Annotated in this window: 22 protein-coding genes; 10 read left to right on the top strand and 12 right to left on the bottom strand. The window is 61.2% G+C overall.

From position 1 onward, the window contains the following. Positions 1–6 precede the first annotated feature (6 nt). A complete protein-coding gene (locus JFC13_RS05715; protein WP_198396154.1) occupies positions 7–513 on the bottom strand; it encodes a peptide deformylase in 507 nt (168 codons plus the stop codon). Continuing rightward, entirely contained in the window at positions 506–3,907 is a 3,402-nt protein-coding gene (locus JFC13_RS05710) for a pyruvate carboxylase (protein ID WP_198396153.1), read from the bottom strand. Before JFC13_RS05710 ends, JFC13_RS05715 begins: the two co-directional genes overlap by 8 nt. Positions 3,908–4,083: 176 nt before the next feature. Between JFC13_RS05710 and JFC13_RS05705 the strand changes: the two genes are divergently transcribed. Then, positions 4,084–4,896, top strand: a complete 813-nt coding sequence (locus JFC13_RS05705) for a ParA family protein (protein WP_198396152.1) — start codon at positions 4,084–4,086, stop codon at positions 4,894–4,896. 315 nt (positions 4,897–5,211) lie between these two features. Here JFC13_RS05705 and JFC13_RS05700 read toward each other — a convergent pair whose 3' ends face one another. Then, positions 5,212–5,793 carry a MerR family transcriptional regulator gene (locus JFC13_RS05700; protein ID WP_198396151.1) on the bottom strand — a complete coding sequence of 194 codons (582 nt, stop codon included), beginning with the start codon at positions 5,791–5,793 and terminating at the stop codon, positions 5,212–5,214. Between the two features lie 239 nt (positions 5,794–6,032). Then, positions 6,033–6,812, bottom strand: a complete 780-nt coding sequence (locus JFC13_RS05695; protein WP_198396150.1) for a lysophospholipid acyltransferase family protein — start codon at positions 6,810–6,812, stop codon at positions 6,033–6,035. 113 nt (positions 6,813–6,925) lie between these two features. On the opposite strand from JFC13_RS05695, the gene JFC13_RS05690 reads away from it, so the two are divergent. Genes JFC13_RS05690 through JFC13_RS05680 form a run of 3 tightly spaced genes read left to right on the top strand, consistent with a single transcriptional unit; the run spans position 6,926 to position 9,947 of the window. Beyond that, positions 6,926–7,690, top strand: a complete 765-nt coding sequence (locus JFC13_RS05690) for an alpha/beta hydrolase (RefSeq protein ID WP_332839343.1) — start codon at positions 6,926–6,928, stop codon at positions 7,688–7,690. A gap of 29 nt (positions 7,691–7,719) precedes the next feature. Then, a complete protein-coding gene (locus JFC13_RS05685) occupies positions 7,720–8,142 on the top strand; it encodes a hypothetical protein (RefSeq protein WP_198396148.1) in 423 nt (140 codons plus the stop codon). A 59-nt stretch (positions 8,143–8,201) separates the two neighbouring features. Then, on the top strand, positions 8,202–9,947 hold the full coding sequence (locus JFC13_RS05680; RefSeq protein ID WP_198396147.1) for a DEDD exonuclease domain-containing protein: 1,746 nt from the start codon (positions 8,202–8,204) through the stop codon (positions 9,945–9,947). On the opposite strand, the gene trpD is transcribed toward JFC13_RS05680, so the two are convergent. Further along, on the bottom strand, positions 9,915–11,036 hold the full coding sequence (gene trpD / locus JFC13_RS05675; protein WP_198396146.1) for an anthranilate phosphoribosyltransferase: 1,122 nt from the start codon (positions 11,034–11,036) through the stop codon (positions 9,915–9,917). The two genes, JFC13_RS05680 and trpD, sit on opposite strands and share 33 nt — an antisense overlap. A gap of 216 nt (positions 11,037–11,252) precedes the next feature. On the opposite strand from trpD, the gene ctaE reads away from it, so the two are divergent. The 4 genes from ctaE to qcrB are packed head-to-tail and all read left to right on the top strand — an operon-like array spanning position 11,253 to position 15,449. After that, positions 11,253–11,891, top strand: coding sequence for an aa3-type cytochrome oxidase subunit III (gene ctaE, locus JFC13_RS05670; RefSeq protein WP_442862658.1), 639 nt, complete (start codon positions 11,253–11,255; stop codon positions 11,889–11,891). 57 nt (positions 11,892–11,948) lie between these two features. Next, positions 11,949–12,734, top strand: a complete 786-nt coding sequence (gene qcrC, locus JFC13_RS05665; protein WP_198396145.1) for a cytochrome bc1 complex diheme cytochrome c subunit — start codon at positions 11,949–11,951, stop codon at positions 12,732–12,734. A 49-nt stretch (positions 12,735–12,783) separates the two neighbouring features. Next, positions 12,784–13,827 carry a cytochrome bc1 complex Rieske iron-sulfur subunit gene (gene qcrA / locus JFC13_RS05660; protein WP_198396144.1) on the top strand — a complete coding sequence of 348 codons (1,044 nt, stop codon included), beginning with the start codon at positions 12,784–12,786 and terminating at the stop codon, positions 13,825–13,827. Then, on the top strand, positions 13,824–15,449 hold the full coding sequence (gene qcrB / locus JFC13_RS05655; RefSeq protein ID WP_198396143.1) for a cytochrome bc1 complex cytochrome b subunit: 1,626 nt from the start codon (positions 13,824–13,826) through the stop codon (positions 15,447–15,449). The genes qcrA and qcrB overlap by 4 nt, the downstream gene beginning before the upstream one ends. Positions 15,450–16,640: 1,191 nt before the next feature. On the opposite strand, the gene JFC13_RS05650 is transcribed toward qcrB, so the two are convergent. From JFC13_RS05650 to JFC13_RS05625, 6 genes are all read right to left on the bottom strand, one after another. Then, on the bottom strand, positions 16,641–17,042 hold the full coding sequence (locus JFC13_RS05650; RefSeq protein WP_198396142.1) for a cytochrome c oxidase subunit 4: 402 nt from the start codon (positions 17,040–17,042) through the stop codon (positions 16,641–16,643). After that, the gene (gene ctaD, locus JFC13_RS05645; protein WP_198396141.1) at positions 17,039–18,736 is read right to left on the bottom strand and encodes an aa3-type cytochrome oxidase subunit I; all 1,698 of its coding nucleotides are present in this window, start codon (positions 18,734–18,736) and stop codon (positions 17,039–17,041) included. The genes JFC13_RS05650 and ctaD overlap by 4 nt, the downstream gene beginning before the upstream one ends. After that, positions 18,733–19,605, bottom strand: a complete 873-nt coding sequence (ctaC, locus tag JFC13_RS05640; protein ID WP_198396140.1) for an aa3-type cytochrome oxidase subunit II — start codon at positions 19,603–19,605, stop codon at positions 18,733–18,735. Before ctaC ends, ctaD begins: the two co-directional genes overlap by 4 nt. A 109-nt stretch (positions 19,606–19,714) precedes the next feature. Then, positions 19,715–20,383, bottom strand: a complete 669-nt coding sequence (gene aat / locus JFC13_RS05635; RefSeq protein ID WP_198396139.1) for a leucyl/phenylalanyl-tRNA--protein transferase — start codon at positions 20,381–20,383, stop codon at positions 19,715–19,717. 36 nt (positions 20,384–20,419) lie between these two features. Continuing rightward, positions 20,420–20,773 carry a HesB/IscA family protein gene (locus JFC13_RS05630; RefSeq protein ID WP_101618722.1) on the bottom strand — a complete coding sequence of 118 codons (354 nt, stop codon included), beginning with the start codon at positions 20,771–20,773 and terminating at the stop codon, positions 20,420–20,422. Between the two features lie 84 nt (positions 20,774–20,857). Continuing rightward, a complete protein-coding gene (locus JFC13_RS05625; protein ID WP_198396138.1) occupies positions 20,858–22,231 on the bottom strand; it encodes a dipeptidase in 1,374 nt (457 codons plus the stop codon). Positions 22,232–22,308: 77 nt separating this feature from the next. Here JFC13_RS05625 and JFC13_RS05620 point away from each other — a divergent pair, with 77 nt between their 5' ends. After that, positions 22,309–22,869 (top strand): DUF3043 domain-containing protein, encoded by a 561-nt coding sequence (locus tag JFC13_RS05620; RefSeq protein ID WP_235347010.1) that lies wholly within the window; start codon positions 22,309–22,311, stop codon positions 22,867–22,869. Here JFC13_RS05620 and JFC13_RS05615 read toward each other — a convergent pair. Continuing rightward, complete coding sequence (locus JFC13_RS05615; RefSeq protein ID WP_198396137.1) at positions 22,844–23,950, bottom strand: quinone-dependent dihydroorotate dehydrogenase; 1,107 nt, start codon at positions 23,948–23,950, stop codon at positions 22,844–22,846. The genes JFC13_RS05620 and JFC13_RS05615 overlap by 26 nt on opposite strands. A gap of 161 nt (positions 23,951–24,111) precedes the next feature. On the opposite strand from JFC13_RS05615, the gene JFC13_RS05610 reads away from it, so the two are divergent. After that, on the top strand, positions 24,112–25,602 hold the full coding sequence (locus JFC13_RS05610) for a leucyl aminopeptidase (RefSeq protein WP_198396136.1): 1,491 nt from the start codon (positions 24,112–24,114) through the stop codon (positions 25,600–25,602). Positions 25,603–25,620: the final 18 nt, after the last annotated feature.

Raw genomic sequence — 25,620 nt, 5'->3', positions numbered from 1 at the left:
TGTGCGTCACGGCTGCCTGGCGAGGAACCAATCGGAACCGCGAATGGCCTTCATCGCCTCTCGCCGACGTTCCTTAGGAAGGGTCTGAACGTAGACCTGACCGTCGAGGTGCGCGACCTCGTGTTGGAGCATCTGCGCGAAGACCTCCGTCCCGGAGAGCTCCACCGGTGAGTTCTCCGCGTCAACACCGCGCACACGAGCGAACTCGTAGCGCGGTGTGGGGAAGAACAGACCGGGAACCGAGAGACAGCCTTCCTCGATGTCGCGCAGCTCTCCTGCGACCTCGACGACCTCGGGGTTGATGACATACCCCGTGCGACCGTCGAGATCATAGCCGAATGCCCGCACGCCCACACCGATCTGCGGTGCCGCCACAGCGGCCCGCCCTTCCGGCAGAGACGTGTCCACGAGGTCTTGGGCCAAGGCCCTGAGCCCCTCGTCGAAGACGGTGACCGGTGCGCACGGACTGCGCAGCACCGGATCACCCCACAGACGGATATCGCGCTCAGCCATCGACGACCACGACGAGGTCGCCGCCTTCAAGCTGCTGGACGTTGCCGATGGCGATTCGGGAGACGGTGCCCGCCGTCTGAGTGGTGATGGAGGCCTCCATCTTCATGGCCTCGATCGTCGCGACTGTTGCGCCGGCCTCGACCCGGTCCCCCTCTGCAACCTGCAGTGTGACTACGCCGGCGAACGGGCTGGCCACGTGGCCGGAGTTCGACGGATCGGCCTTCTCCGCGGTCTTGACGTCGCTTTCGACTGCATGGTCGCGAACCTGCAGCGGGCGCAGCTGACCGTTGAGGGTGAACATCACCGATCGCATGCCGCGTTCGTCGGTGCCGCTGATTGCCTGCACCCCGATGAGGAGGTCCTTGCCCTTCGACAGCTCCACCGCGTGCTCCTCGCCCGCAGTCAGACCGTAGAGGTATTCCGAGGTCTCAACGACGGACAGGTCGCCGTAGTTGGCTCGCATCTGCTCGAACTCCCTGGTCGGTCCGGGGAACAGGAGCGAATTGAGCTTGGCCTGACGTGCGGCGCCAGGCGTCTCCAAGGCAGCAGCATCCTCTGCCGGGAGGTCCTCGGAGACAGCCTTGTGTTTGCGCCCTGCCAAGGCCTTCGTGCGGAACGGCTCGGGCCATCCGCCTGGAGGATCACCGAGGTCGCCGTTGAGGAAGCCGATCACCGAGTCCGGAATGTCGAACCTGTCCGGATTCTCTGCGAACTCCTCGGGATCGACACCGGCGCCCACGAGGTGAAGCGCGAGGTCGCCGACGACCTTGGACGAGGGTGTGACCTTGACGAGGTGGCCGAGGATCGCGTCTGCTGCCGCGTACATGCGTTCGATCTCCTCGAACCGCTCCCCCAGACCCAGCGCTACGGCCTGTTGGCGCAGGTTGGACAGCTGTCCGCCCGGAATCTCGTGGCGGTAGACACGGCCGGTCGGTCCGGCCAGTCCGGATTCGAACGGGGCATAGACCTTGCGGACGGATTCCCAGTACGGTTCGAGGTCGCTGACCGCGTTGAGGCTGATCAGGGTGTCGCGTTCGGTGTTCTCAAATGCTGCCACCAGAGCCGACAGGCTCGGCTGGCTGGTGGTCCCGGCCATGGCGGCAGATGCCGCATCGACCGCGTCGGCACCGGCTGCAGCTGCAGCGTAGAGCGTGGCCAACTGGCCACCGGCGGTGTCGTGGGTGTGGACGTGGACGGGCAGGTCGAAGTTCTCCCGCAGCGCCGTGACGAGTTTCGTCGCAGCGGCAGGGCGAAGGAGTCCGGCCATGTCCTTGATCGCGAGCACATGGGCACCGGCCGCGACAATCTCTTCTGCGAGCTTCAGGTAGTAGTCGAGCGTGTAGAGCTCTTCTCGCGGATCGAGGATGTCGGAGGTATAGCACAGGGCAACCTCGGCGACGGTGGTGTTCGTGGCGCGAACTGCCTCGATGGCCGGTCGCATCTGTTCGACGTCGTTGAGGGCATCGAAGATGCGGAAGATGTCGATGCCGGTGCGCGCAGCCTCATCGACGAAGGCATCGGTGACCTGGGTCGGGTACGGAGTGTAGCCGACGGTGTTGCGACCGCGCAGCAGCATCTGGAGATTGATGTTGGGCACAGCAGAGCGCAGTGCGGCCAATCGTTCCCAGGGATCCTCGCCGAGGAAGCGCAGCGCCACATCATAGGTCGCACCTCCCCAGGCTTCGATGCTGAGCAGCTCCGGCGTCATCCGGGACACATGCCCGGCGACGGCCAGCAGATCACGGGTGCGCACTCGGGTCGCCAGCAGAGACTGGTGAGCGTCGCGGAATGTAGTGTCCGTGACGGCCAACGGAGTCTGGCTCCGCAGTGCCTGAGCGAAACCGGTCGGGCCGACCTCGAGGAGCCGATCGCGACTTCCCGGCGTCGGATCCGTGTCGAGATCGATATCGGGAAGCTTCTCCCCCGGGCGGATGCGCAGGCGGGGCTCGCCATTGGGACGGTTGACGGTGACGTCGGCCAGGTAGTCGAGGATCTTCGAACCGCGATCCGCGCTGACCCGAGCGTCGAGCAGATGTGGGCGCTCCTCGATGAACGAGGTTGCGAGATCTCCGGCGATGAATGACTCATCTTCGAGCACGGCCCGCAGGAACCCGATGTTCGAGGATACGCCGCGGATCCGGAACTCGGCCAGGGCCCGTCGTGCACGAGAGATCGCCTGCTCGAAATCGCGACCACGGCAAGTGAGTTTGACCAGCATCGAGTCGAAGTGCGCGCTGACTACGGCTCCGGCGTGGACTGTTCCACCGTCGAGCCGCACACCGGCACCGCCGGCAGAGCGGTAGGCAGTGATGGTTCCGGTGTCGGGACGGAAGGCGTTCGCCGGGTCCTCGGTGGTGATGCGGCACTGGAGGGCGGCGCCCTTGATTCGCATGTCCCCCTGAACCAGGCCGATCTCAGCCAGGGTCTCCCCCGCTGCGACGCGCATCTGAGACGCGACCAGATCGACGTCAGTGATCTCTTCTGTCACCGTGTGCTCGACCTGAATGCGCGGGTTCATCTCGATGAAGACATGCTGACCCTTGCGCGGGCCGTCGGTCTCGAGGAGGAACTCGACGGTGCCGGCGTTCTGGTAGCCCAGGGCCGCAGCGAACTTCAGAGCATCGGCGTGCAGCGCGTCGGCGATGGCCGGGTCCAGGTTCGGCGCCGGTGCGATCTCGACGACCTTCTGATGACGACGCTGGACAGAGCAGTCGCGTTCGAAGAGATGAATCGCATTCGAGTCGTTGTCGGCAAGGACCTGGACCTCGATGTGACGCGGACGCTGCACGGCCTGTTCGATGAAGACCGTGGGATCTCCGAAAGCGCCCTCGGCTTCGCGCATCGCCGCCTTGAGCGCATCCTCCAGCTGTGAGGATTCGGCGACCCGGCGCATTCCGCGTCCGCCGCCACCGGCCACAGCCTTGACGAAGAGCGGGTACTCCATGGAGTCCGCGTCGGCCAGCAGCTGAGCGATGTCAGCGGAGGGACGCGTCGAGTCGAGTACGGGAATACCGGCATTGCGTGCGGCCGTCAGAGCCTGCACCTTGTTGCCGGCGAGTTCGAGCACGTCGGCCTTGGGACCGATGAAGGTGATTCCTGCCTCCTGGCAGGCTCGCGCCAAGTCGGGGTTCTCCGACAGGAAGCCGTAGCCGGGGTAGATGGCGTCGGCTCCCGATTCCTTGGCGACGCGCAGCATCTCTTCGACGCTGAGGTACGCACGAACGGGGTGGCCTTCTTGGCCGATCATGTAGGCCTCATCGGCCTTCATTCGGTGTTCGGAGTTCCGATCCTCATAGGGGAAAACAGCGACAGTGGAGGCGCCGAGTTCGTACGCTGCACGGAATGCGCGAACGGCGATCTCTCCACGATTTGCCACAAGAACTTTAGAGAACATCTGTGTCTCTCACTTCTGTATCGATCGCCTAGAGGCGATAGTCGACGGGCTGTCGAGGAACAACTCTACTAAGTGACCCAGAGCACTCGAATACAGGGGGGTCTGATTTCGACTGTGGTGCCACGCCCGGCGTGGTCGTGACTGCTCAGCCCGGTTGGATACGTTAACGTAGGAGGGTGCTTGTCCTAAGTATCAGCAGCCTCAAAGGCGGAGTCGGTAAGACGTCCGTGACACTCGGTCTTGCCTCGGCCGCATACAACCGTGGAATTCCGACCTTGGTCGTCGACATGGATCCGCAAGCGGACTCGTCGACCGGCCTTGATGTCCCGACGTCGACACGTGTCGATATCGCCGATGTGCTCGCTGCCCCCAAGTCCCAGAAAATCCTGTCCGAGGCGATCATCCCCTCCGGGTGGGTGGGTGACAAGCTCGGCCAGCTCGACGTGATCTCCGGCTCCCCCAGAGCTGCGGAGTTCGATCGACCCTCATTGTCGGAGAGGTACCTCCGGCGCCTTGAAGACGCATTGAGTCGCGTCGCCAAGGGGTACCGGCTGGTTCTCATCGACTGTCCGCCAAGTCTCAACGGGCTCACACGCACCGCGTGGACGGCCAGCAATCGGGTTGCAGTGGTGACCGAGCCCAGCCTGTTCTCCGTGGCAGCCGCGGATCGTGCGCTGCGGGCGGCGGACGAACTGCGCCAGCGAGGAACCTCGGACATCCAGCCGCTGGGCCTCGTGGTGAACCGGGTTCGCGCCGGTTCGAACGAACATGACTATCGCGTCAGTGAGATGCGGGAGATGTTCGGGCCATTGGTGCTCAATCCGCCTTTGGCCGAACGTGCGGTGATGCAGCAGGCTCAAGGTTCTGCCCGCCCGATTCACACGTGGCCCGGGAAGCCGGCAGAGGAAGTTGCGACCTCATTCGACTCGCTGCTGGAACGCGCTCTGCGCTCGGAGAACATTCGTTCGCGCAACGCCCCGAAACAGTAGGACCGAAGAAGCAGCAGGCATCGAACGCCACGTCCTGTGACAGCTGGATCGTCCGTGAGTCTTCCCGCTCATTTCCTTCAGCCTCAAACTCTTGAGCAATCAGACTCTGGGTCTGTTCAAGCTCTGGGTGTATTCAAGCTGCGGTCATTGACGGAATTGGGGTGCCGAATCTGCTGTGAAGCCGAGATGGCTGTCCGCGAAGTCTGATTCTTCTTGATGAATATGAGTGTGGCCCGTCCTCTCGGACGGGCCACACTCATCAATCCCCCATGGTGTCCCGGTCAGGGACTGCCCGATATCCGGGCGATCAGCTGTTCAGCCGAGCTTCTGTGCTCTTCGCTGGGCGAGCTCATCCATTTCGATGACAGCGGAATCATCTTCGGGAAGACGTTCGCTCGGCAGTTCGGAGAGGCTGCCTTCAACCTCATTCCAGACACGCCCGACGGCAATGCCGAAGACGCCCTGTCCGCCCTGCAGAAGATCGACGACCTCATCGGGTGAGGTGCATTCGAAGACGCTGGCCCCATCGGACATCAGAGTGATCTGAGAGAGGTCCCGGACACCACGCGAACGCAGGTGGTCGACCGCAGTGCGGATCGACTGCAGCCCGACGCCGGTGTCGAGAAGCCGCTTGACGATCTTGAGAACGAGGATGTCACGGAAGCTGTAGAGCCGCTGGCTGCCCGATCCCGTCGCGTTGCGAATCGAGGGGGTCACCAGGTCGGTGCGCGCCCAATAGTCGAGCCGGCGGTAGCTGATGCCGACGACTTTGCACACGGTCGGGCCGCGGTAGCCGGCCTCTTCGTCAAGGACTGGCAGATCGTCGTCGAACAACAGTCCTTGGGCGGCTGGTGGTATTGGCGTCGGCTCGACGCTTTCATGACTTGAGCGGTTCACACCGACTCCTCCTTATAGTCCCTGGGGGAAGCGAGGTCGCTTTGAAGAGCAGAGAACATAACCATTCTAGCTCTCTTCTCAGCGAACCTACAGTGGGATTCAACATCTCCAAGCTATTCTCCCGGGCCTTCCAGGACAAACACCTCAAGGTAACAATTTGCGCGTGTCGCCGTTATCGCAGTATTCGAACACGTGATTCACGCACAAACTGACCGTTCGATACCCATCTGAGAGCCCGCTCACTCGGTCTCGGGCTGCGCTTGGTCGTCCTTGGCACCAGTGGAACCCTGCGGCTTGTCATCCTCGGACTTCCGATCCTCGGCCTTCTTGGGCTTGGCACTGGTCAGGAGCTTCGTTTTGACGGTCGACGCGTACTTGTCGACGTACTCCTGGCCCGAGAGCCGCATGATCTCGTACATGATCTCGTCGGTGACGGATCGCAACAGGAACCTGTCATTGGGAAGGCCCTCGTACTTCGAGAAATCCATGGCGGATCCGAAGACTATTCCGACCCGTCGAAACTTCGGGATCAGACGTCCAGGAGGCTGAATCTTGTCGGTGCCGATGATCGCGACGGGAATCACCGGGGCACCAGATTCGAGGACCAGGCGGGCGACGCCCGTGCGGCCGCGGTAGAGCTTGCCGTCCGGTGAACGTGTGCCCTCCGGATAGATGCCCAGAGAGTTCCCCTCTCTCAGAACCTTGAGCCCGGATTCCAGCGAGGCCTGAGAACCGGAGCCCCCGGCTCTGTCCATCGGCAGCTGGTTGTTGAGTTTGAAGAACCACCGGGTGACGGCGCCCTTGAGGCCGCGACCGGTGAAATAGTCCTTCTTCGCCAGATAGACGACAGGCCGGGGTGCTAGAAGAGGGACGAAGATCGAATCCATGAAGTGATTGTGGTTTCCCGCGATGATCGCGGGTCCGTCAGACGGGAGGTTGTCCAACCCGCGCACCCAGGGACGGAAGAGGATCCGCAGAATGGGTCCGGCCACGACTCGCTTGAGAAACCAGTAGAACACGAGCACCCTTCCCTGTCACGACTCTTTGTCGTCCTCGGACATCATATATCGACACCATCAACGCACATTCATGCCATGCTGAACCTATGGAGATCGACTACTCACCACAATCAGTGCCGACTGCACCTTACCGGCAGATCGCCCAGGACTCTGCGTCTGCGGTGCTGTTTCTCCATGGGATCACCGGGTCTCCGGCCGCGTGGTTCCCCATCGCCCGGGCCTTGGGCCATCATGGAATCAGCGTCAGCGTTCCGCTGCTTCCGGGCCACGGCACTCGGTGGCAGGACCTCAATTCCACGCCCTGGTCCGAATGGCTCGACGCAGCGAAGGCGGAGCTTCAGGCACTGTCTCGAACTCACACCCGGGTGGTGGTGGCAGGTCTGTCAATGGGCGGTGCCCTGGCATTGGCACTTGGCGCCGGGGATTCCCCTCCTGACGCGCTCGTGTTGATCAATCCTGCCCTTTACATCGATTCCCCGCTGACACCGTTTCTGCCCGTCCTCAAACACGTGGTCGCCTCTGTGCCGGCGATCGCCGGCGACATCGCACATCCGGATCGCTGCGAATACGCTTACGATCGCACCCCAGTCGCAGCTATCGCCTCGTTCGCGTCGGCACAGAGAACTCTTCGCGAGGACCTCTGGCGGATCGAATGCCCAGTCACCCTCTTCGTCTCCGGCCGCGACAGTGTGGTCGGGCCGCGGACCTTTCGAACCCTGCGATCGCGTCTGCCCCAGCGGCCGACGATCCTATCTCTGCGTCGATCCCGGCACGTAGCCACCTTGGACAATGACGCGGACATCATCGCCGAGGCGATCCTGGACAAGGCGACATCCGCCGATCGTTTCCCGGCAGGAGCCCCCGGAACCGGGGAATAGAGACGCCGAGAAGATTGCTGATAGAGGACATGGACGACGAGAAGAACGAGAACTGGCGTGATGAGGTTCCCGAGTCCGAGCGGCTCGGCGATTCTTCGCGCATCAGTGACAGTCACTGGGAGGATCTCGTCAATCAGATAGCAGAGCCCAGCGCCATGATGGGTGATATCCCTGTCGAAGAGGTCAGGGAGAGGCTCGAAGAGGAAGAGGGCTGGGAGCCCGGGCCAGCTGAACCCATCGGCTGGCGCACCGCCTCGCCGACTCTGATGCTCTCTGTGGTCGCGACGTTCGGCGCCGTCCTGCTGTTGGTACTCGGTGCGATCTTCTTCCGCCCACTGCCCGGCTGGTTTCTGTTGATCGGCATTGCAGTCGGCCTCGGTGGAGCAGTCGGCCTGTTCTTTCATCTCCCGACCAACCGTTCGCCCGACGGGGACAACGGCGCCTCGGTCTGATGCCGCAGTCGAACGTCGGACCCTCTCCTGTGTCAGGGGCGAGTGAAAGACTAGGGCGCATGTCCACCCCATTCGACCGAGCGCCGTCAGCAATCGCCTCCTCGCAGTTGTCGTTCGACAGTCTTGGCACCCCTCTCCACGAGGTCACTTTCGTCATAGTCGACCTGGAGACAACCGGTACAACTGCCGGAAAGTCGGAGATCACGGAGATCGGTGCGGTCAAGATGTGCGGCGGCGAGGTTCTCGGAGAGTTTCAATCTCTGGTCAAGCCCGAGGAATCGGTGATCAGCCCGTTCGTGGCGCGACTGACAGGCATCACACACGCCATGGTCGATGATGCTCCCTCGATCCGCTCTGTGCTGCCGAGCTTTCTGGAGTTCTGCGTCGGTGCGGTCCTGGTTGCGCACAATGCTCCTTTCGACATCGGCTTCCTCCGCTCCGCGTGTGAAAAGCTCGACTACCACTGGCCTCAGCCGACCGTCCTCGACACCGTCACCTTGTCTCGGCGAGTAGTGAGTCGTGATGAGGTCCGCAATCACAAACTGTCGACTCTCGCCGCTCATTTCGGAACCGAGGTCTCCCCCGACCACAGGGCACTCTCCGATGCCAAGGCCACCGGAGAGCTGCTGCATCGGGTGCTGGAACGATTCGGCGGCTATGGCATCACAACTCTCGAAGAGCTGGCCACGGTGCGCCAGCCCGGATGGGCGAAACGCCAAGCAAAATCTCATCTTGCCAAGGGAGTTTCGGCCGAACCAGGCGTCTACATGTTCCTCGATGGAACTCGCCGAGTCCTCTACATCGGCAAATCCGGCAATATGGCGCGCCGAGTCCGGGGCTACTTCAACGCTTCGGAGAACCGCGGTCGGATGGCTGAGATGATCACAGCAGCTCAGGAGGTCAGCTGTCTGCCATGCGCGCATGCGCTCGAGGCCGAGGTCAGAGAGATTCGGCTGATCGGAGAGCTCGCCCCGCCGTATAACCGTCGGTCGAAGAACCCCGAACGCAATTCCTGGATCGTTCTCAGCGATGAGGCATATCCGAGGTTGTCGGTCGTCCGTTCGAACACCGCATTGGAGAAGTCGCCCGCAACGCCCATGGGCCCGTTCCGGTCACGCAAGACGGCGCAAGCGGTGAAGGAGCTTCTCGACACCCTCTATCCCGTCAAGCGATGCACGGCGAAGATCACCTCCGCCGATCTGGGATCGCACCGCCCGTGCGTGAGTTCCCAGGTCGGTCAGTGCGGCGGTCCCTGCGCAGGCGTGACCCACAGGCAGGAGTACCTGGACGACATCAGCGATCTGTTCGCGGTCATGGACGGTGACTACTCAACCCTGCGTGATCTGTGCACGCAGAGAATGTCGAGATTGGCCACCGAAGCCAGGTATGAGACAGCCGCCGAGGTGCGCGATGCCATGCGTTCGGGACTTGCCAACGCCGCACGGGCCGAGTCCGTTCGTGCTCTGCGAGATATCCCTGAGATCCTTGCGTACGCTCAGGGGCCCGACGGAGGGTTCGATCTCGCCGTCATCCGATATGGGAAGCTGGCCGCCGCTGCACACTCCCGTGGCTCGCGGGGAATCGACGAGGCCTTCGTTGCCATTCGCGCGACCGCGGAATGGGTTCCTGCACCAGGGAAGCTTCCGGCAGCATCCGACTCTTTGCCGGAGGAGACCAGGCTCTTGTCCCAATGGTTGCAGTCGGCGACGCTGACCTCGATGCGGGGAGCTTGGTCGCTCCCCCGCACCGGGGCCAACTTCCACGCCCAGGAATCAGGAACGATTCGTCTCGGCGACCCTGTGTGAGACCCCGATGAGCTGGTCGAGCTTCTGCGCACCGAGGCCGGCGTCTACCGTTTCCTCTGCAATGGTCACCTTCGCCGCCAACCGCTCGGTCAGGCTGCCCACAGCAGACTCATCGGCTGCAACGAGTGCCGCTGCTGTATTGATGAGCACGATGTCGCGTACTGCTGACTTCTCTCCGTTGAGCACCGATCGGGTGATCTCAGCGTTCTGTTCGGGTCCGCCGCCTCGCAGATCGTTCTTTGTGACACGTTCAAAGCCCAGGTCAAGGGCATCGAAGGTCATATGTTCGACCTCGCCGTGACGAATCTCCCACACATCGTTGACGTCGGTGTTGCTCAGTTCGTCCAACCCGTCTCTGGAGCGGAACACGACTGCCTGATGACCGCGCTTGGCCAAGGTTCCGACGACCAGAGGCGCCATCTGAGCATCAGCGACACCGATCGCGGTGTGACGGGCACGGGCCGGGTTCGTCAGCGGTCCGAGGATGTTGAAGGCGGTCGGGACGCTGATCTGACGACGCACTGCCGCCACGAACTGCATCGACGGGTGGAAGACGTTGGCGAAGCAGAATGCCAGCCCGACTTCCTTCGCGATGATGCCCGTCTGCTCCGGGGTGATGTCGAAGCGGACTCCAAGAGCTTCGAGCACATCGGCGGAGCCAGAGGCCGACGACGTTGCACGGTTGCCATGCTTGACGACGCGCTGCCCGCTCGCGGAGATGATCATCGCTGCAGTTGAGGAGATATTGGCAGTCTTCGCCCGATCGCCGCCGGTGCCGACGATATCGACCGAATCTTCGAGACCCGGCAGCGGCACGGCGTGGTCCATCATCGCGGAGACCAAACCGGCTATCTCGGCGACGGTCTCGCCCTTCGTATGGTGTGCCACGAGAAATGCGGCCATTGTCACGTCGGGCGTCTGACCCGACATGATCTGGTCCATCGCCCACGCGGCGGCGGCCTCGTCGAGATCCTGCTGGTGCATGAGCGTCATAAGCAGATCGGGCCAGCTGTAGGTGGTGCCCTGGGGTGTGGTTCGGAGCCCGGAATCCTGTGTTTCCGGGCTTGTCGTACGCGGTGTCTCCGTCATCCGAATGAACTCTCCTTAAGGGACTTCCACCACCTCTGACTACGAGATGGAACTTACCTGCGGCATCCTATCCTGTCTTCGACACGCGGGGGCCAGGTACTCCGGATACGAGATTCCGGCACCAAATCAAGGTTTTCGCTACACCGTGTAGAAAAATATTCACCGAAAGCTGGGTAAAAGATGAAAACTCACCCCGAGACGAGTAATAATGGGGTTGTGTCAACTGCCACTGCATCTCAAACAGCGCCAGCACATCCGGTTGTCAATCGTCCGAATGTGACCACGGTGGGCTTCATCGTGTTCCTCGCGAGCGACCTGATGTTCTTTGCCGCGCTCTTCGCCATGTACTTCACCATTCGATCCGTCGTGCCGGAATTATGGGAGACCCAGACCGAGGTCCTCGACATTCCATACGCGCTCGGCAACACGCTCATTTTGGTGTCGTCTTCATTCACCTGCCAGCTGGGCGTCTTCGCAGCGGAGAAGTTCCGTCCCCGCCGGACGGGCTCTCTGTTCAACATCGCCAAATGGGGAATGGTCGAGTGGTTCTACCTCACCTTCCTCCTTGGCGCGGTCTTCGTCTCCGGCCAGGTGATGGAATACGCCACCCTGGTCAGCGAGGGCATCGCCATCAACAGTGATGGCTATGGTTCCGTCTTCTACCTGACCACCGGGTTCCACGGTATTCACGTGACCATCGGACTCATCTGCTTCCTGCTTGTGATCGGACGAGCATACGGAGCCAAGAAGTTCGGTCATCATGAGGCCACATTCGCGATCTGCGTGTCCTACTACTGGCACTTCGTCGACGTCGTCTGGGTGGGTCTCTTCGGAGTCATCTACCTCCTTCAGTAGTCGGCTCGAGATGCTCGGCCATTCGGACGTACAACATTTAAAGCAAAGGACGATCACGTGAAGCTTTTAGCAGATCGCCGCAGGCATCCAATGGCACTGGTTGTGCTGCTCTTGGTGGGCCTGCTGATGACTGGCGGAGCCTACGCACTCTTCACTCAGACATCGAGCGCCAAGGCAGATACCGCCAGCGCATCGGATGTCGACGAAGGAAAGAAGCTTTTCGCTGCGAACTGTGCAACATGCCACGGACTCAGCGGCGAGGGCTCGAAGGCCGGACCGGGTCTCATCGGAGTTGGTGCAGCAGCAGTTGACTTCCAGGTCGGAACCGGGCGCATGCCGCTGCAGTCCAATGGGCCGCAGGCACGCGTCAAGGAACCCCAGTTCGACGAAGAGCAGACAGCTCAGCTGGCTGCCTATGTCGCTTCGCTGGGTCCTGGCCCAGCCGTCCCTGAGGACGAAAACCTCGATGCGTCCAAGGGTGATCCTGCTGCAGGCGGCAGTCTCTTCCGCACCAACTGCGCCATGTGCCACAACGTGGTCGGCGCCGGCGGTGCTCTGACCCGAGGCAAATACGCACCGAACCTGGCGGATGTCTCCGAGAAGCACCTGTACGAAGCGATGCAGACCGGTCCCCAGAATATGCCAATCTTCAACGACGCGAACCTGACTCCCGATGACAAGCGCGATGTGATCGCCTATGTCAAAGAGGTGTCGGATACTCCCTCGCCCGGTGGTTTCAAGCTGGGATCCCTGGGACCGGTGGCTGAAGGCCTCTTCATCTGGTTCTTCGGCCTCAGCGCAGTCATCGGACTGACAGTATGGCTGTCGTCCAGGGCAAAGTGAGTCAGTCAATGTCGTTCAGTAATCACCACGAGAAAAGACGGGGAATTCAATGACCTCGAAAGACCACTTCGGCGGCGGCAGCCAGCTCGAGGAGTTGAATGGGTTCACGAACCCTGGGCTGCCGGAACACAAGCCTCGGCTTGCTGACGGAGACCCGAAGGCCGCAAAGGTCGCCGAACGCCAGGTTGCGGCGTGGTTCGTGCTGTCGATGGTCGGAACCATCTGGTTCATCGTCGCCTACTTCCTGTTCTCTCCCGGCGAGACGATGCAGAGCATTCGGCTCCACAACACCTCCATCGGCCTCGGCGCCGCGGTAGCGATGTTCTCGATCGGCGTCGGCGCCGTTCTGTGGGCGAAGAACCTCATGAGCGATCACGAGGGAATCGATGAGCGTCACGACATCGGTGGCAGTGAAGAGGATCAGGCAGTTGCCCTTGAGATCCTGCACCAGGCGAAGGAAGAGTCGGGAATCGCCCGACGTCCTCTCCTGCGCAACACGCTGATCGCGGCACTGGCCATCGCTCCTCTGCCCGCAGTCCTCGTATTCCGTGACCTGGGCCCGCTGCCCGGGGACAAGCTGTTCCACACGCTCTGGGGCAAAGGCATCCGCCTGATCCAGGACCCGGGTGGCATCCCATCGGTGGAATCCGAGCGCCCGATCAAGGCAGACGACGTCACCATCGGATCGGCCTACCACGTTCTGCCATCGGGCATCGGCGATGAAGAGAAGGCCGAACACCCGTTGGAGGAGAAGGCAAAAGCCGCCGTTCTCCTGATGCGCATCGATCCCAAGGAACTCAAAGAGGATCCGGATCGCAAGGACTGGTCACACGACGGCATCGTCGCCTATTCCAAGATCTGCACCCATGTCGGTTGCCCTGTCGCACTGTATGAGCACCAGACACACCACCTGCTCTGCCCGTGCCACCAGTCGACCTTCGACGTGACCGAACACTGCAAGGTCATCTTCGGCCCGGCCAAGCGTCCACTGCCGCAGCTGCCCATCTCGGTCGACAGCGAAGGCTATCTGGTCGCACAGTCGGACTTCCCCGAGCCCGTCGGACCTACGTTCTGGGAGATCAATCACCCATGAGTACTACACAACCCACAACCACCATCGGGAAGGCCGCGAACTTCGCCGAAACTAGAGTCGGGGCTTCAGTCCTCGTCCGCGAGTTCGGACGCAAGATCTTTCCTTCCCACTGGTCGTTCATGCTCGGTGAGGTCGCTCTCTACAGCTTCGTCATCGTTATCCTCTCCGGAACGTTCCTGACCTTCTTCTTCACCCCTGCAATGGGTGAGATGCACTATGAAGGTCCTTGGGCGCCGCTGCGCGGCGTCGAGATCTCAGAGGCATACAACTCGACGCTGGCGATCTCATTCGAGATCCGCGGTGGCCTGTTCATCCGTCAGATGCACCACTGGGGTGCACTGCTTTTCGTCGCGGCACTGAGCATCCACATGCTGCGCGTGTTCTTCACCGGTGCGTTCCGTCGCCCTCGCGAGCTCAACTGGATCGTCGGTGTGCTTCTGGTGATCATGGGAATGGCGGCAGGTTTCACCGGCTACTCACTTCCCGATGATCTGCTCTCAGGCAACGGTCTGCGAATCATTGACGGTATCGTCAAATCATTGCCGCTGGTCGGAACATATCTCTCGTTCTTCATCTTCGGCGGCGAGTTCCCTGGCACTGACATTGTCGCCAGGCTCTACTCCCTCCACATCATGATCGTGCCCGCGCTGCTGATCGCTCTGATCGGGATTCACCTGGTGTTCGTCGTCGTACACAAGCACACGCAGTACCCAGGCGCAGGCAACACCGAGAAGAACGTTGTCGGCGAGCCTGTTCTGCCGACATTCGCAGCCAAGGGCGGAGGCTTCTTCTTCCTCATCTTCGGCTTGCTGGCTCTGATCTCAGCACTGTTCACGATCAACCCGATCTGGAACTACGGGCCCTATGACCCCTCACCGGTGTCTGCAGGCACACAGCCCGACTGGTACATCGGTTGGGCAGACGGATTCCTGCGCATTGTTCCAGGCTGGCTCGAGTTCTACATTGCCGGTTGGCCGATCTCGCTGAATATCAACAGCGCAGTCATTGTCATGGGCGGCGTGTTCGGAGCGATGTTCATCTATCCGTTCTTCGAGTCCTGGCTGCTCAAGGACAAGCGTGAACACCACATCCTCGATCGCCCACGCAACAACCCCACGCGTACCGCCATCGGTGTTGCAGGCATCATCTTCTACTGCAACATGTGGGCTGCGGCCTCGGGCGACATCATTGCCGTGTTCTTCCAGATGTCACTCAACGACATGATCTACATATTCCGCATCGTGTTCTTCCTCGGACCGATCATCGGCTACATGATCACGAAGCGGATGTGCATCGGTCTGCAGCGCAAGGATCGTGAGATCGCACTGCATGGACGTGAGACGGCCAATATCATCCGTCTCCCCCACGGCGAGTTCCTTGAGCGTCACGAAGCTCTTCCTCCCCATAAGCTGTGGAAGCTGACAGCGTTTGAGTCGCCGACGTACACGCCTGCGGAGCCGAATGCGGAAGGTAAGATCACCGGACTCGAGAAGTTCCGTGCGAAGCTCTCCAAGTTCTTCTTCGAGGACCGTGTTGCACCAGTGACTAAGCAGGAGCTCGAAGCATCGCACCACGACCACGATTCGGTTGAGTCGAACACTCACAACCAGATCGGTCACTGATCGAGTCTGAGTTCAGATGACGTGATTCTGACGAGTCGACGGTATGACGGAGGGGCCCAACAGTTTATGTTGGGCCCCTCCGTCATACCGTCATCGTGTGCCGCTGAACATTCGAACTCAGTGTTGTTGAGCGGTCATCCTTCTGGGACCCACGGTCGGCCATTCGTGCTGTCACCGTCACCATCACCGAGGTCGTGCTGGAGTGCTCCATCTGATTGAAGTCGGCGCAGATCGCAGACCTCAAGCCTTCGATCTGCCCCATCATTCCACGTGCGGCCAGGATCGACACCCGAACCGCGCTGCGGGCCACGAAGGAAGTTCCGACACCCGGCACCGGGCTCTGAAATCAGCACCACCAACAGAGAAGTCATAGGCTCCGCTCGCTCCTGCTCCCCCGTCGGTCCGATCCGGGGTCGTAGCGGTTTGAACGTGAGATCTACTCGACGAGATTCACCGGTGTGTCCTGGGCAGCGCGAATACCAAGGTACCCCCGACCCAACTGCTCGGGGGCACTCTCAGCTGCCGTGAGGATGTTGCGTCAGGTCAGCGTCGTGGACCTTATGCGAGGAGAATACAGGCATCAGTATCATCTGAGCGATGTTGATCAACGTGGTGAACACTACGGTGTGCTCGATAGACGTGTTCGGACCGACTGTCGTGAACAACCACTGCCACCGCATCTAGGTGTGTGCACCAGGTGTCAGCACAGTCCGCGAGCTGTGGCGGTCGTCGACGCGGGCGAAGATCGCTCAGGTCACCACGGTGCCGGGCAACGTGCCCATGTCGATGAAGATGAGGCTGCGTCTGCAGGTGCGATCATTGGGTGGCTGCAGGTGCGATCATTGGGTGGCTGCAGGATTCAGCAGTGTGTGGTTCTGCAACGCGCCGCCGGCGGTGAAGATCGCGTGGACCAACACGCCAAGGAGAAGGCTGGTCGAGGCGAGGAGTTGAGTACTGCATTCCGTCCGGCCTGGTCCTCTCAGAGCTCTGCAGACACTCATGGTTGCCGAGGTGGTGAACAGCGATCTGCCTGATCGCCCGGCAGTCCATTGCCACGGACGAGGTCGTCGGTGGTGCCCGTGCCTCTGGGACTGATCCGTGCGACTGTACGTGAGCACAGCGATGGCCCGAACTCTAATGAGTCCGGGCCATCGCTGTGCTATCTGATAGCAGTGTTCGGTCTGGAACGAATCAGTGAGCGTGGTCCCCACGATCATGTTCGTACGACAGTCCGACCAGAGCCACCAGGCCGAGTACGGCACCGAAGGGGAAGATCCACCAGCCCATGGCAATTCCGTAGAATGCCACAGCAGCTGCACCGGCACACGCGATCGGCCACCAGCTCCAAGGGCTGAAGAAGCCGTAGTCCGCATCAGCATCGGAGATCTCCGCATGCTCATTGTCCTGGGGCTGGCGACCGACTCGACGGTCTGTCAGCCACAGGTAGACGCCGATCATCAAGGACATTGCACCGACGAGGAGCAGTGCCGGGAATCCGACCATCTCCGAGAAGTCCGTGAAGAAGCCGTAGAAGACTCCAACGGCTGCGAAGAAGATGCCACAGATCACGAAGACATAGATCGAGGATTTCACTTGACATTACCTCCTGTGAGTTGCGGCTCTGCGGTCCCGTGCCCGGCGTACTCGAGCAGTTCCGGGTGATTCACATCGAATGCCGGGCGCTCGGAACGGATGCGAGGCAGCGAGGTGAAGTTGTGGCGAGGAGGCGGGCAGGAAGTCGCCCACTCGAGTGATCCGCCGTAACCCCAAGGGTCATCTACTGTCACCTTTGGTGCATTGCGAGCGGTGATCCACACGTTCCAGAAGAAGGGAACCATGGACAGGCCGAGGAGCATTGCGCCGACAGTCGACACCTGGTTCATCCAGGTGAAGCCGTCTTGCGGGAGGTAGTCGGCATAACGGCGGGGCATTCCGTCGACTCCCAGCCAGTGCTGGACGAGGAAGGTACCGTGGAAGCCGACGAACAGCATCCAGAAGTGAATGTGTCCCAGCTTCTCATTGAGCATCCTGCCGGTCCATTTGGGCCACCAGAAGTAGAATCCGGCGAACATCGCGAACACGACGGTACCGAAGACCACGTAGTGGAAGTGGGCGACGACGAAGTAGGAGTCAGAGACCTGCATATCGAGAGCAGGGCTGGCCAGGATGACACCGGTGAGACCACCGAAGAGGAATGTGACGAGGAACCCGATGGACCAGACCATCGGAGTCTCGAAGGTGATCGACCCTCGCCACATCGTGCCGACCCAGTTGAAGAACTTCACCCCAGTCGGAATCGCAATGAGCATCGTCATGAAGGCGAAGAATGGAAGGGCGACGACGCCGGTGACATACATGTGGTGGGCCCACACAGTCACAGACAGTGCCGCAATCGAGATCGTCGCGAAGACCAGTTCCTTGTAGCCGAAGACGGGCTTGCGGCTGAATACTGGGAAGATCTCCGTCACGATGCCGAAGAAGGGCAGGGCAATGACATAGACCTCCGGGTGACCGAAGAACCAGAACAGGTGCTGCCACAGTATCGGTCCACCGTTGCCGGGGCTGAAGACATGTGACCCCAATACTCGGTCAGCTCCCAACACGAGCAGAGCTGCCGCAAGAGGCTGAAAGGCCATCAAGACGAGGATGCCGGTGATGAGAACGTTCCAGGTGAAGATGGGCATACGGAACATCGTCATGCCTGGAGCACGCATCGTGATCACGGTGGTGATGAAGTTGACCGAGCCGAGAATCGTTCCGATTCCCTGGAGCGCCAAGCCGAGAACCCAGAGGTTGCCTCCGGCACCCGGAGTGAACGTTGTGTTGCTCAGTGGCGCGTACGCGGTCCATCCGAATGAAGCAGCACCCTGAGGGGTGAGGAATCCGGAAAGGGCGATCAGCGAACCGAAGAGGAACATCCAGAAAGCGAAGGCGTTGAGACGAGGGAAAGCCACGTCTGGCGCACCGATCTGCAGCGGCATGATCACGTTGGCAAAGCCGGCGAACAGCGGAGTCGCGAACATCAGCAGCATCAGCGTGCCGTGCATGGTGAACAGCTGGTTGTACTGTTCCTTCGTCTCAATGATCTGCATGCCCGGGTCGAAGAGCTCGAGCCGGATGATGAGCGCCATGACGCCACCAACGCAGAAGAAGATGAACGACGCGATCAGATACATGTAGCCGATCGTCTTATGGTCGGTCGACGTGATCCAGTCGACGATGACCTTTCCCTTGCTCCGAGGAACAACAGGGGCATCAAGAGCCGGCTGATTCATCGTTGCGGTCATTTTTCAGCACCTTCTTTCGGGTACCAGTTGCGATCGTACTCAGGACCGAGCTGACCCTTGTTGCCTTCGTCGCCGAGGGACTTGGTGTAGTCCTCGAATTCGGCCTTGGATACGACCTTCACGTTGAAGAGCATCTCCGAGTGGTACTCACCGCACAGCTCGGCGCACTTGCCTACGTACTCGCCTTCTTTCTCGGCGCGCAGATGCAGACTCTGGTCGTGACCAGGAATCATGTCGCGCTTCTCGAGGAATGCGGGGACCCAGAACGAGTGGATGACATCGCGTGAACGAAGTTTGATTTCGAGGTCGGTGTCGACCGGGAGGTAGAGGGTCGGCGCCTTCTCCCCCGGCTTCTCAGAGCCGTCGAGGTGAACCTGCGTACCTGCGTAGTACACGTCTTGATTGACGTAGTTGAAGTCCCACGCCCATTGTTTTGCGGCGACTTCGATGACCTGTTCACCGGGAGTGGTGTCGTCGGTGGTCTTCTCCATGACCTGGACGCTCTGGAAGAAGAACCCGAGAACCAGGATGACTGGGGTGACCGTGAACAGGATTTCGATCGGCATACTGTAGCGCAGCTGCACAGGCAGTCCGCGATCGTTCTTGCGGCGGCGGTAAGCGACCATCGACCACAGGATGAGCCCCCAGACGATCAGCCCCACGATCAGCAGGGCGATCCATGCGCCGTTCCACAGTGAGGTGTAAGCCTCGGTGTGGTTGGTGGCGCCCTTCGATTCGGCGGGGAAGAATCCTGTGGAGACTTGCTCTTTCGTGCAGCCGGACAGCAACGCCAGTACAGCGACGGCGCCCAGAGTGCCGAGCCGCTTCGCCCAGGACCTTCCCGGTCCTGCCTGATTCGGAGAATCCACGTGCAGCCTTTCACAACCTTATTCGTCCTCCGGGTGCCCGAAGAACGAATTCTTACTATGTCAGTTACCAGAGTACCGCTACAAGCGGTAGAAATTCACATGCAAATGATCATTTGTTGAGAATAACCTGACAACGATTCCCGCGGAGAGCGGAATCTAGCCGAGCGGAGTAGTCGAGACCGCTGATCTCCGACACGCCGAGGCTTGCCAGGTGTGATGTCTGCCACTGTGTATCGATGAGCCATCCATTCGCGTCGTCAACGGTGTCGACCGAGGTGGGAAGCGTTGGAGCCGTGATTCCATCGAAGAGGGAGACGAGGTGGACAAGTGCGGCTTTCGAGGCATCTCGCTGGGTATGGAACATCGATTCTCCGGCGAAGAACGAGCCCATGGCCACACCGTAGAGACCCCCCACGAGGACGCCTTCTGATCTGACTTCGACAGAATGAGCCCACCCGTCTGCGTGGAGGCCCAAATAGAGGCCGATGATGCCTTCGGTGATCCAGCTGCCGGGCCTGCTCGGATCCGCACAGGCGCGAATGACCCGTTCGAAATCCGTGTTGACGCTGCACTCGAAGCGGCGCATCGACTTGCGTAGGCTTTTGCTGACTCTGAGGTCTCCCGGGAAGAGCACACCGCGACGCCGCGGAGCCCACCATCCCATTCGTCCGGTGCCGCCGCTGCCGATGCCCATGGGGAACAGCCCGGCCCGATACGAAGAGAGGACCTGGGGCTGCGTTGCCGTGTATGACACGGCGCGCAGATCCTCCAGGTCCATCTCAGTGACTTTCAGGTCTGTTTCAGTGGGCGGACATCAGTGGAACGAGTCGCCGCAGGCGCAGGAGCCGCCAGCGTTCGGATTGTCGATCGTGAAGCCCTGCTTCTCGATGGTGTCAGCGAAATCGATGGTCGAGCCACCGAGGTAGGGCACGCTCATCCGATCCACGATGACCTCGACTCCGTCGAAGTCACGCACAGCGTCACCGTCGAGCTGACGCTCGTCGAAGTACAGCTGGTAGATCAGACCAGAGCAGCCGCCGGGCTGAACGGCCACACGCAGGCGCAGGTCATCGCGACCTTCCTGCTGCAACAGGCTGCGCACCTTGTCGGCCGCCGTGCTCGACAGCTCAACCTCGTGCGTGGCCATCGCTTCGTTCGTCACAGTCATGGTTACTCCTTATTTCGATCCTGCCTGTCTCCAGGCTACACCGCGCACAACGCTATCGACGATGAACCTATTCCCGAGTCACCCTCAGCCGACTGCCAGTTTCTGCAGAAGGAGCGCCTCAGCGACGATTGCCGCCTTGAAATCGGGCAGATACAGCGACTCATTGGCGCTGTGTGCCCTGGCGTCCGGGTCCTCGACTCCGGTGACCAGGATAGAGGCCTGCGGGAAGACCTCGAGGAGATCGGCGATGAACGGTATCGAGCCGCCGATGCCCATAGTCACGGACTCCTGCCCCCACGCTTCGGTGAGGGCGCGTTGGGCGGTCTGCACCACGGGATCGTTCATATCGGCCTGCCACGGGCTGCCGCCTTCCGTGTCGCCGATGGTGAGGGTGGCGCCGAAGGGAAGATTGTCACGCAGGTGCGCTTCGACAGCCTGGACTGCGTTCTCGGGTGTGTCTCCTGGGGCCAAGCGGATCGACAGCTTTGCCCGCAAGCTCGACTGGAGAGTGTTCGAGGAGACGTCGACGTCGGGAATGTCGAGTCCGATGACTGTGATCGAGGGCTGGGTCCACAGTCGGGACGCCAGGGACCCGGAGCCGATAAGTGAAGTCGATTCGAGAACACCGGAGTCGGAGCGGATCGTTGACTCTTCGTAGTCGATGTCACTGTCGACCTGTGCCTTGAGTCCTCTGACGGCAACGGAGCCGTTGTCATCGTGGAGGCTGCTCAGCACCCGTGTCATAGCCAGCATCGCGTCGGGGACGATTCCGCCGTACATTCCCGAATGCACCGCGTGATCGAGCGTGGAGATCTCGAATTCGATGGCGCACATGCCCCGCAGACTCGTTGTCAGAGCTGGCGTACCCGCCGCCCAATTCCCCGAATCCGCGACGACGATGACGTCGGCAGCAAGCTTGTCCTGGTAGGTCTCAAGGAAGTTGCGGAAGCTCGGGCTGCCGGCCTCTTCCTCGCCTTCGATGAAGAGAGTCACTCCTACGCCGAGGCGGTCTGCCAGGAGCCGCAGCGAGGTGAGGTGGACCATGATGCCGGCTTTGTCGTCGGCGGCCCCGCGACCGTAGAGCCGATCCCCGGTCCGGGTGGCGATGAAGGGTTCGGTGTCCCAAGCTTCGGGCTTGCCCGGAGGCTGGACGTCGTGGTGTGCGTAGAGCAGCACAGTCGGTGCCCCTGCTGGAGCCGGCACCGAGGCGACAACAGCCGGGTACCCGTCCGTTCCGTCCTCCTGTGCCGCGTTCAGGATGTCGACGTCGAGGCCCAGATTGCGGGCGAGGCCGGCGACTGCTTCAGCGCTGGCTCGAACGTTCGCCAGATCGAAGCTCGGCCAGGCGACCGAGGGGATCGCCACGAGATCGGTCAGCTGGTCGATCACCTCGTCGAAAATAGTGTCGAGTTCGGCATGCAATTGTGCACTGTCCAGTGCAGGAGTCGATTCGCTCATTCTCCAAAGGTAGTATTCATTAGGTGTTCGGAAGCAAAAAATCTCATGAGGATGCGCAATCCTCCGACAATCGACCTGTGAACGATGACGGTTCACACCCTGGTGCTGCCACGCAGCGTGAGGCTGAGCAGAAGAAAGGACGGCCGACGCCCAAACGCAGTCAGCAGGAATCGGTGCGCAAGCAGCCGCTGGTTTCGAAGGATCGCAAGGTGGCGAACCAGAGGGCCAAGGAACAGACGCGCAAGGACCGCGATCGTGCCCGCATCGGCATGATGAACGGTGAAGAGCAGTACCTCACACGCCGCGACAAAGGTCCCCAGCGTCGCTACGTTCGCGACTACATCGATGCTCGCTTCTCCATCGGAGAACTGTTCATCCCCGCCGCGATTCTGATCTTGGTTGTGGCATTCACACAGCCAGTCGCCATTCAGCAGTACTTCACCTACGCGGTCTGGGGCCTGCTGGCGTTGGTCATCCTCGACGGCGTGATCGTCAACTACATCCTCAAGGGACGGTTGAAAGCCAAGTTCGGAACCGTCGAACGAGGCCTGGCCTTCTACGCGATCATGCGCAGCGTCCAGATTCGTCCGCTGCGCATGCCGAAACCTCAGGTCAAGCGCCGCCAGTACCCCGAGTGAGCAGAGTCCGCGCATGCCTGGCGCGGATGATCCGTCCGGGCCAGAACGGTCCGGAGTAGATCATCTCCGAATAGGACTGAACAAGATCAGCGCCCGCCGCAAGTCGGGCGCTGACGTCATTGGCATCAGCGATTCCGCCGACCGAGATGATGCTCAGGTTCTCGCCGACGGTGGCCTTGACCAACCGCAGGACCTCCATCGACCGGCGAGCCAGCGGTCGGCCCGAGATTCCACCAGCCTGGCCGCGAGCGAAGTCCGCTTCCCGACCACTCAGCACGTCCCGATCGATCGTGGTGTTGGTGGTGATGAGGCCATCGACACCCGAACGCACAGCGAGATCACAGATCTCAACGACATCGTCGTCGTTGAGATCGGGTGCGATCTTGACCAGCAGAGGCACATGCCCGAGCGTGGAACGAGGAGTTGTGACCACCTCGGCGGCGGCAGAGCGCACGGCGTCGATGATGGGCTCCAGACTCGACACAGACTGCAGGTCACGCAGACCCGGAGTGTTCGGCGAACTCACATTGATGACGAGGTAGTCAGCCAGAGGCGCACAGAACCGCGCTGAACTCGCATAGTCCTCGACCGCATCGGCAGCGTCGACGACCTTGGTCTTGCCGATGTTGATCCCGATGATCGGACGCTGCGCAGACGGCAGGGAGGCAATCGACTTCCGCTGCTCTTCGATGTTGAAAGCGGCCTGCCGGGCACCCTGGTTGTTGAAGCCCATCCGATTGAGCAGTGCAATATTGTCGCGCAGGCGAAACAGTCGCGGCTTGTCATTGCCGGGCTGAGCATGAGCGGTGATCGTGCCGACCTCGATATGGCCGAAGCCCAGCGAAGACAGAGCGCGAACCCCCTCACCGTTCTTGTCGAAACCAGCTGCGAGTCCGAGGCGATTGGGAAAGCGCAGGCCCAGCACATCCACCTCATCGCGGGTGCCGCGGGCCAGAACCAGACGCAGCAGACGTCCCAGACCAGGGACGGAGTCGAGGATTCTCAGCGCTGTGAACGACACATGATGTGCCCGTTCGGCATCCATAGGGGCGAAGAAGAGTTTGAAGATAAGTGAGTACACACCCCCAGAATATGTCAGGTGAAAGATCGGCCGAAGTGCGGCACGGTTCGCAGACATCGAGAATTCACACAGATCCCTGCTCAGAACGGTCACCGTTTATCCATACCTCGTGAAATGGCATTAGGATCGATTCAACGTTCAAAGACGATGAAAGGGAATATATGCCCAGTGCATCCACGCCCACCAGCTACTCTTCGACCACACTCGTGAAAGCCACCGCTTCCGTTCTGGTGTTGGGAGTCGCTGACGATAAGGTCCTCGGCCTCGACACTGCGAAAACCGCACGCACCGCTCTGGAGGACGTGGTCCGCGCCATCGAATTCAGCGGCAAGGCCGGATCCACAGCACGAGTAGCCGCGCCCAAGGGCTTCTCCTCCTCGAGTATCCTGCTGGTCGGTCTCGGCACCTTCGACTCCACAGCGGGCGGCACCGACGCCGCAGCGAAGTCGCATGAAGCCCTCCGCCGCGCCGCAGGCAGTGCCCTGCGTGCCCTCGACGGTGTGGATTCGATTGCCGTGGGCCTGCCGGCCATCACCGCCCAGGCTATCGAAGCCGTCACCATCGGCGCAGGCCTCGGCGCCTACCGCTACATCGACTACCGCAGCCAGGACGCAGACAAGGTGCCCGGAACAATCGCCATCCTCGGGCCTAAGAGCAAAGAGCACTCGGCGGCACACGCCAACGGCGCGATCATCGCCGCAGCGACGAACCGTGCCCGAGACCTCGTCAACACCCCTCCCCTCGATCTCTACCCCGAATCCTTCGCCCAGCGCGTCAAGGACCAGGGCAAGGAACGCAAGCTCAAGGTGAGCGTCCTCGGCGAGAAGGAACTCCAGGCCGGTGGATACGGTGGAATCATCGGTGTCGGCCAAGGTTCAACCCGCGGCCCGCGCCTGGTCAAGGTCGAGTACTCCCCCAAAGGCGCCGAACGCCACGTGAGCTTCGTCGGCAAGGGCATCACCTTCGACTCCGGCGGCATCTCCCTCAAGCCCGCAGCGAGCATGGAGGACATGAAATCCGACATGGCCGGCGCCGCAGCCGTCGTCCAGGCCCTGTTCGCCATCGCAGACCTGGGACTGCCCGTCCGTGCGACTGCCTGGCTGCCCCTGGCCGAGAACATGCCGGGATCATCGGCTACTCGGCCCAGCGACGTGCTGCATATGCGCAGCGGCAAGACGGTCGAAGTCACCAATACCGATGCCGAGGGCCGATTGGTTCTCGCCGACGCATTGGCAGACGCTGACGCAGAGAATCCCGATCTGCTCATCGACGTGGCCACACTGACGGGAGCACAGGTCGTGGCCTTGGGCAATCGGACATCAGGCGTCATGGGTGCTGAGGCTGCACGCAGTCTCGTGGCCGCCTCGGCGACGGAAGCCGGCGAACAGATGTGGGCAATGCCGATCCCCGAGGAGATGCTCTCCGGTTTCGACTCCAACGCGGCCGACCTGAAGAACTCCGGACCCCGCCCCGGCGGTATGCTCGCCGCCGCCGCATTCCTCCAGGAATTCGTCAGCGAGGACGCGAACTGGGCCCACATCGACATCGCCGGACCGAGCTTCAACACCGGGTCCGCGTTCGGCTACACCCCGGTCGCCGCCACCGGCGCGGCAGTTCGGACCCTCATCCAAGCAGCGAAGCAGGTGAACTGACACAACAGTTTCTACACA

This window comes from Brevibacterium antiquum (assembly GCF_016107655.1).
Lineage (GTDB): Bacteria > Actinomycetota > Actinomycetes > Actinomycetales > Brevibacteriaceae > Brevibacterium > Brevibacterium antiquum.
This window is presented reverse-complemented; position numbering and strand designations above follow the sequence as displayed.

Excerpts from the sequence above, each read along its gene's own strand:
- JFC13_RS05715 (WP_198396154.1), bottom strand. The coding sequence starts at position 513 with ATGGCTGAGCGCGATATCCGTCTGTGGGGTGATCCGGTGCTGCGCAGT.
- JFC13_RS05710 (WP_198396153.1), bottom strand. The coding sequence starts at position 3,907 with ATGTTCTCTAAAGTTCTTGTGGCAAATCGTGGAGAGATCGCCGTTCGC.
- JFC13_RS05685 (WP_198396148.1), top strand. The coding sequence starts at position 7,720 with ATGGACGACGAGAAGAACGAGAACTGGCGTGATGAGGTTCCCGAGTCC.
- JFC13_RS05680 (WP_198396147.1), top strand. The coding sequence starts at position 8,202 with ATGTCCACCCCATTCGACCGAGCGCCGTCAGCAATCGCCTCCTCGCAG.
- trpD (WP_198396146.1), bottom strand. The coding sequence starts at position 11,036 with ATGACGGAGACACCGCGTACGACAAGCCCGGAAACACAGGATTCCGGG.
- qcrA (WP_198396144.1), top strand. The coding sequence starts at position 12,784 with ATGACCTCGAAAGACCACTTCGGCGGCGGCAGCCAGCTCGAGGAGTTG.
- qcrB (WP_198396143.1), top strand. The coding sequence starts at position 13,824 with ATGAGTACTACACAACCCACAACCACCATCGGGAAGGCCGCGAACTTC.
- ctaD (WP_198396141.1), bottom strand. The coding sequence starts at position 18,736 with ATGACCGCAACGATGAATCAGCCGGCTCTTGATGCCCCTGTTGTTCCT.
- aat (WP_198396139.1), bottom strand. The coding sequence starts at position 20,383 with ATGGACCTGGAGGATCTGCGCGCCGTGTCATACACGGCAACGCAGCCC.
- JFC13_RS05630 (WP_101618722.1), bottom strand. The coding sequence starts at position 20,773 with ATGACTGTGACGAACGAAGCGATGGCCACGCACGAGGTTGAGCTGTCG.
- JFC13_RS05625 (WP_198396138.1), bottom strand. The coding sequence starts at position 22,231 with ATGAGCGAATCGACTCCTGCACTGGACAGTGCACAATTGCATGCCGAA.
- JFC13_RS05610 (WP_198396136.1), top strand. The coding sequence starts at position 24,112 with ATGCCCAGTGCATCCACGCCCACCAGCTACTCTTCGACCACACTCGTG.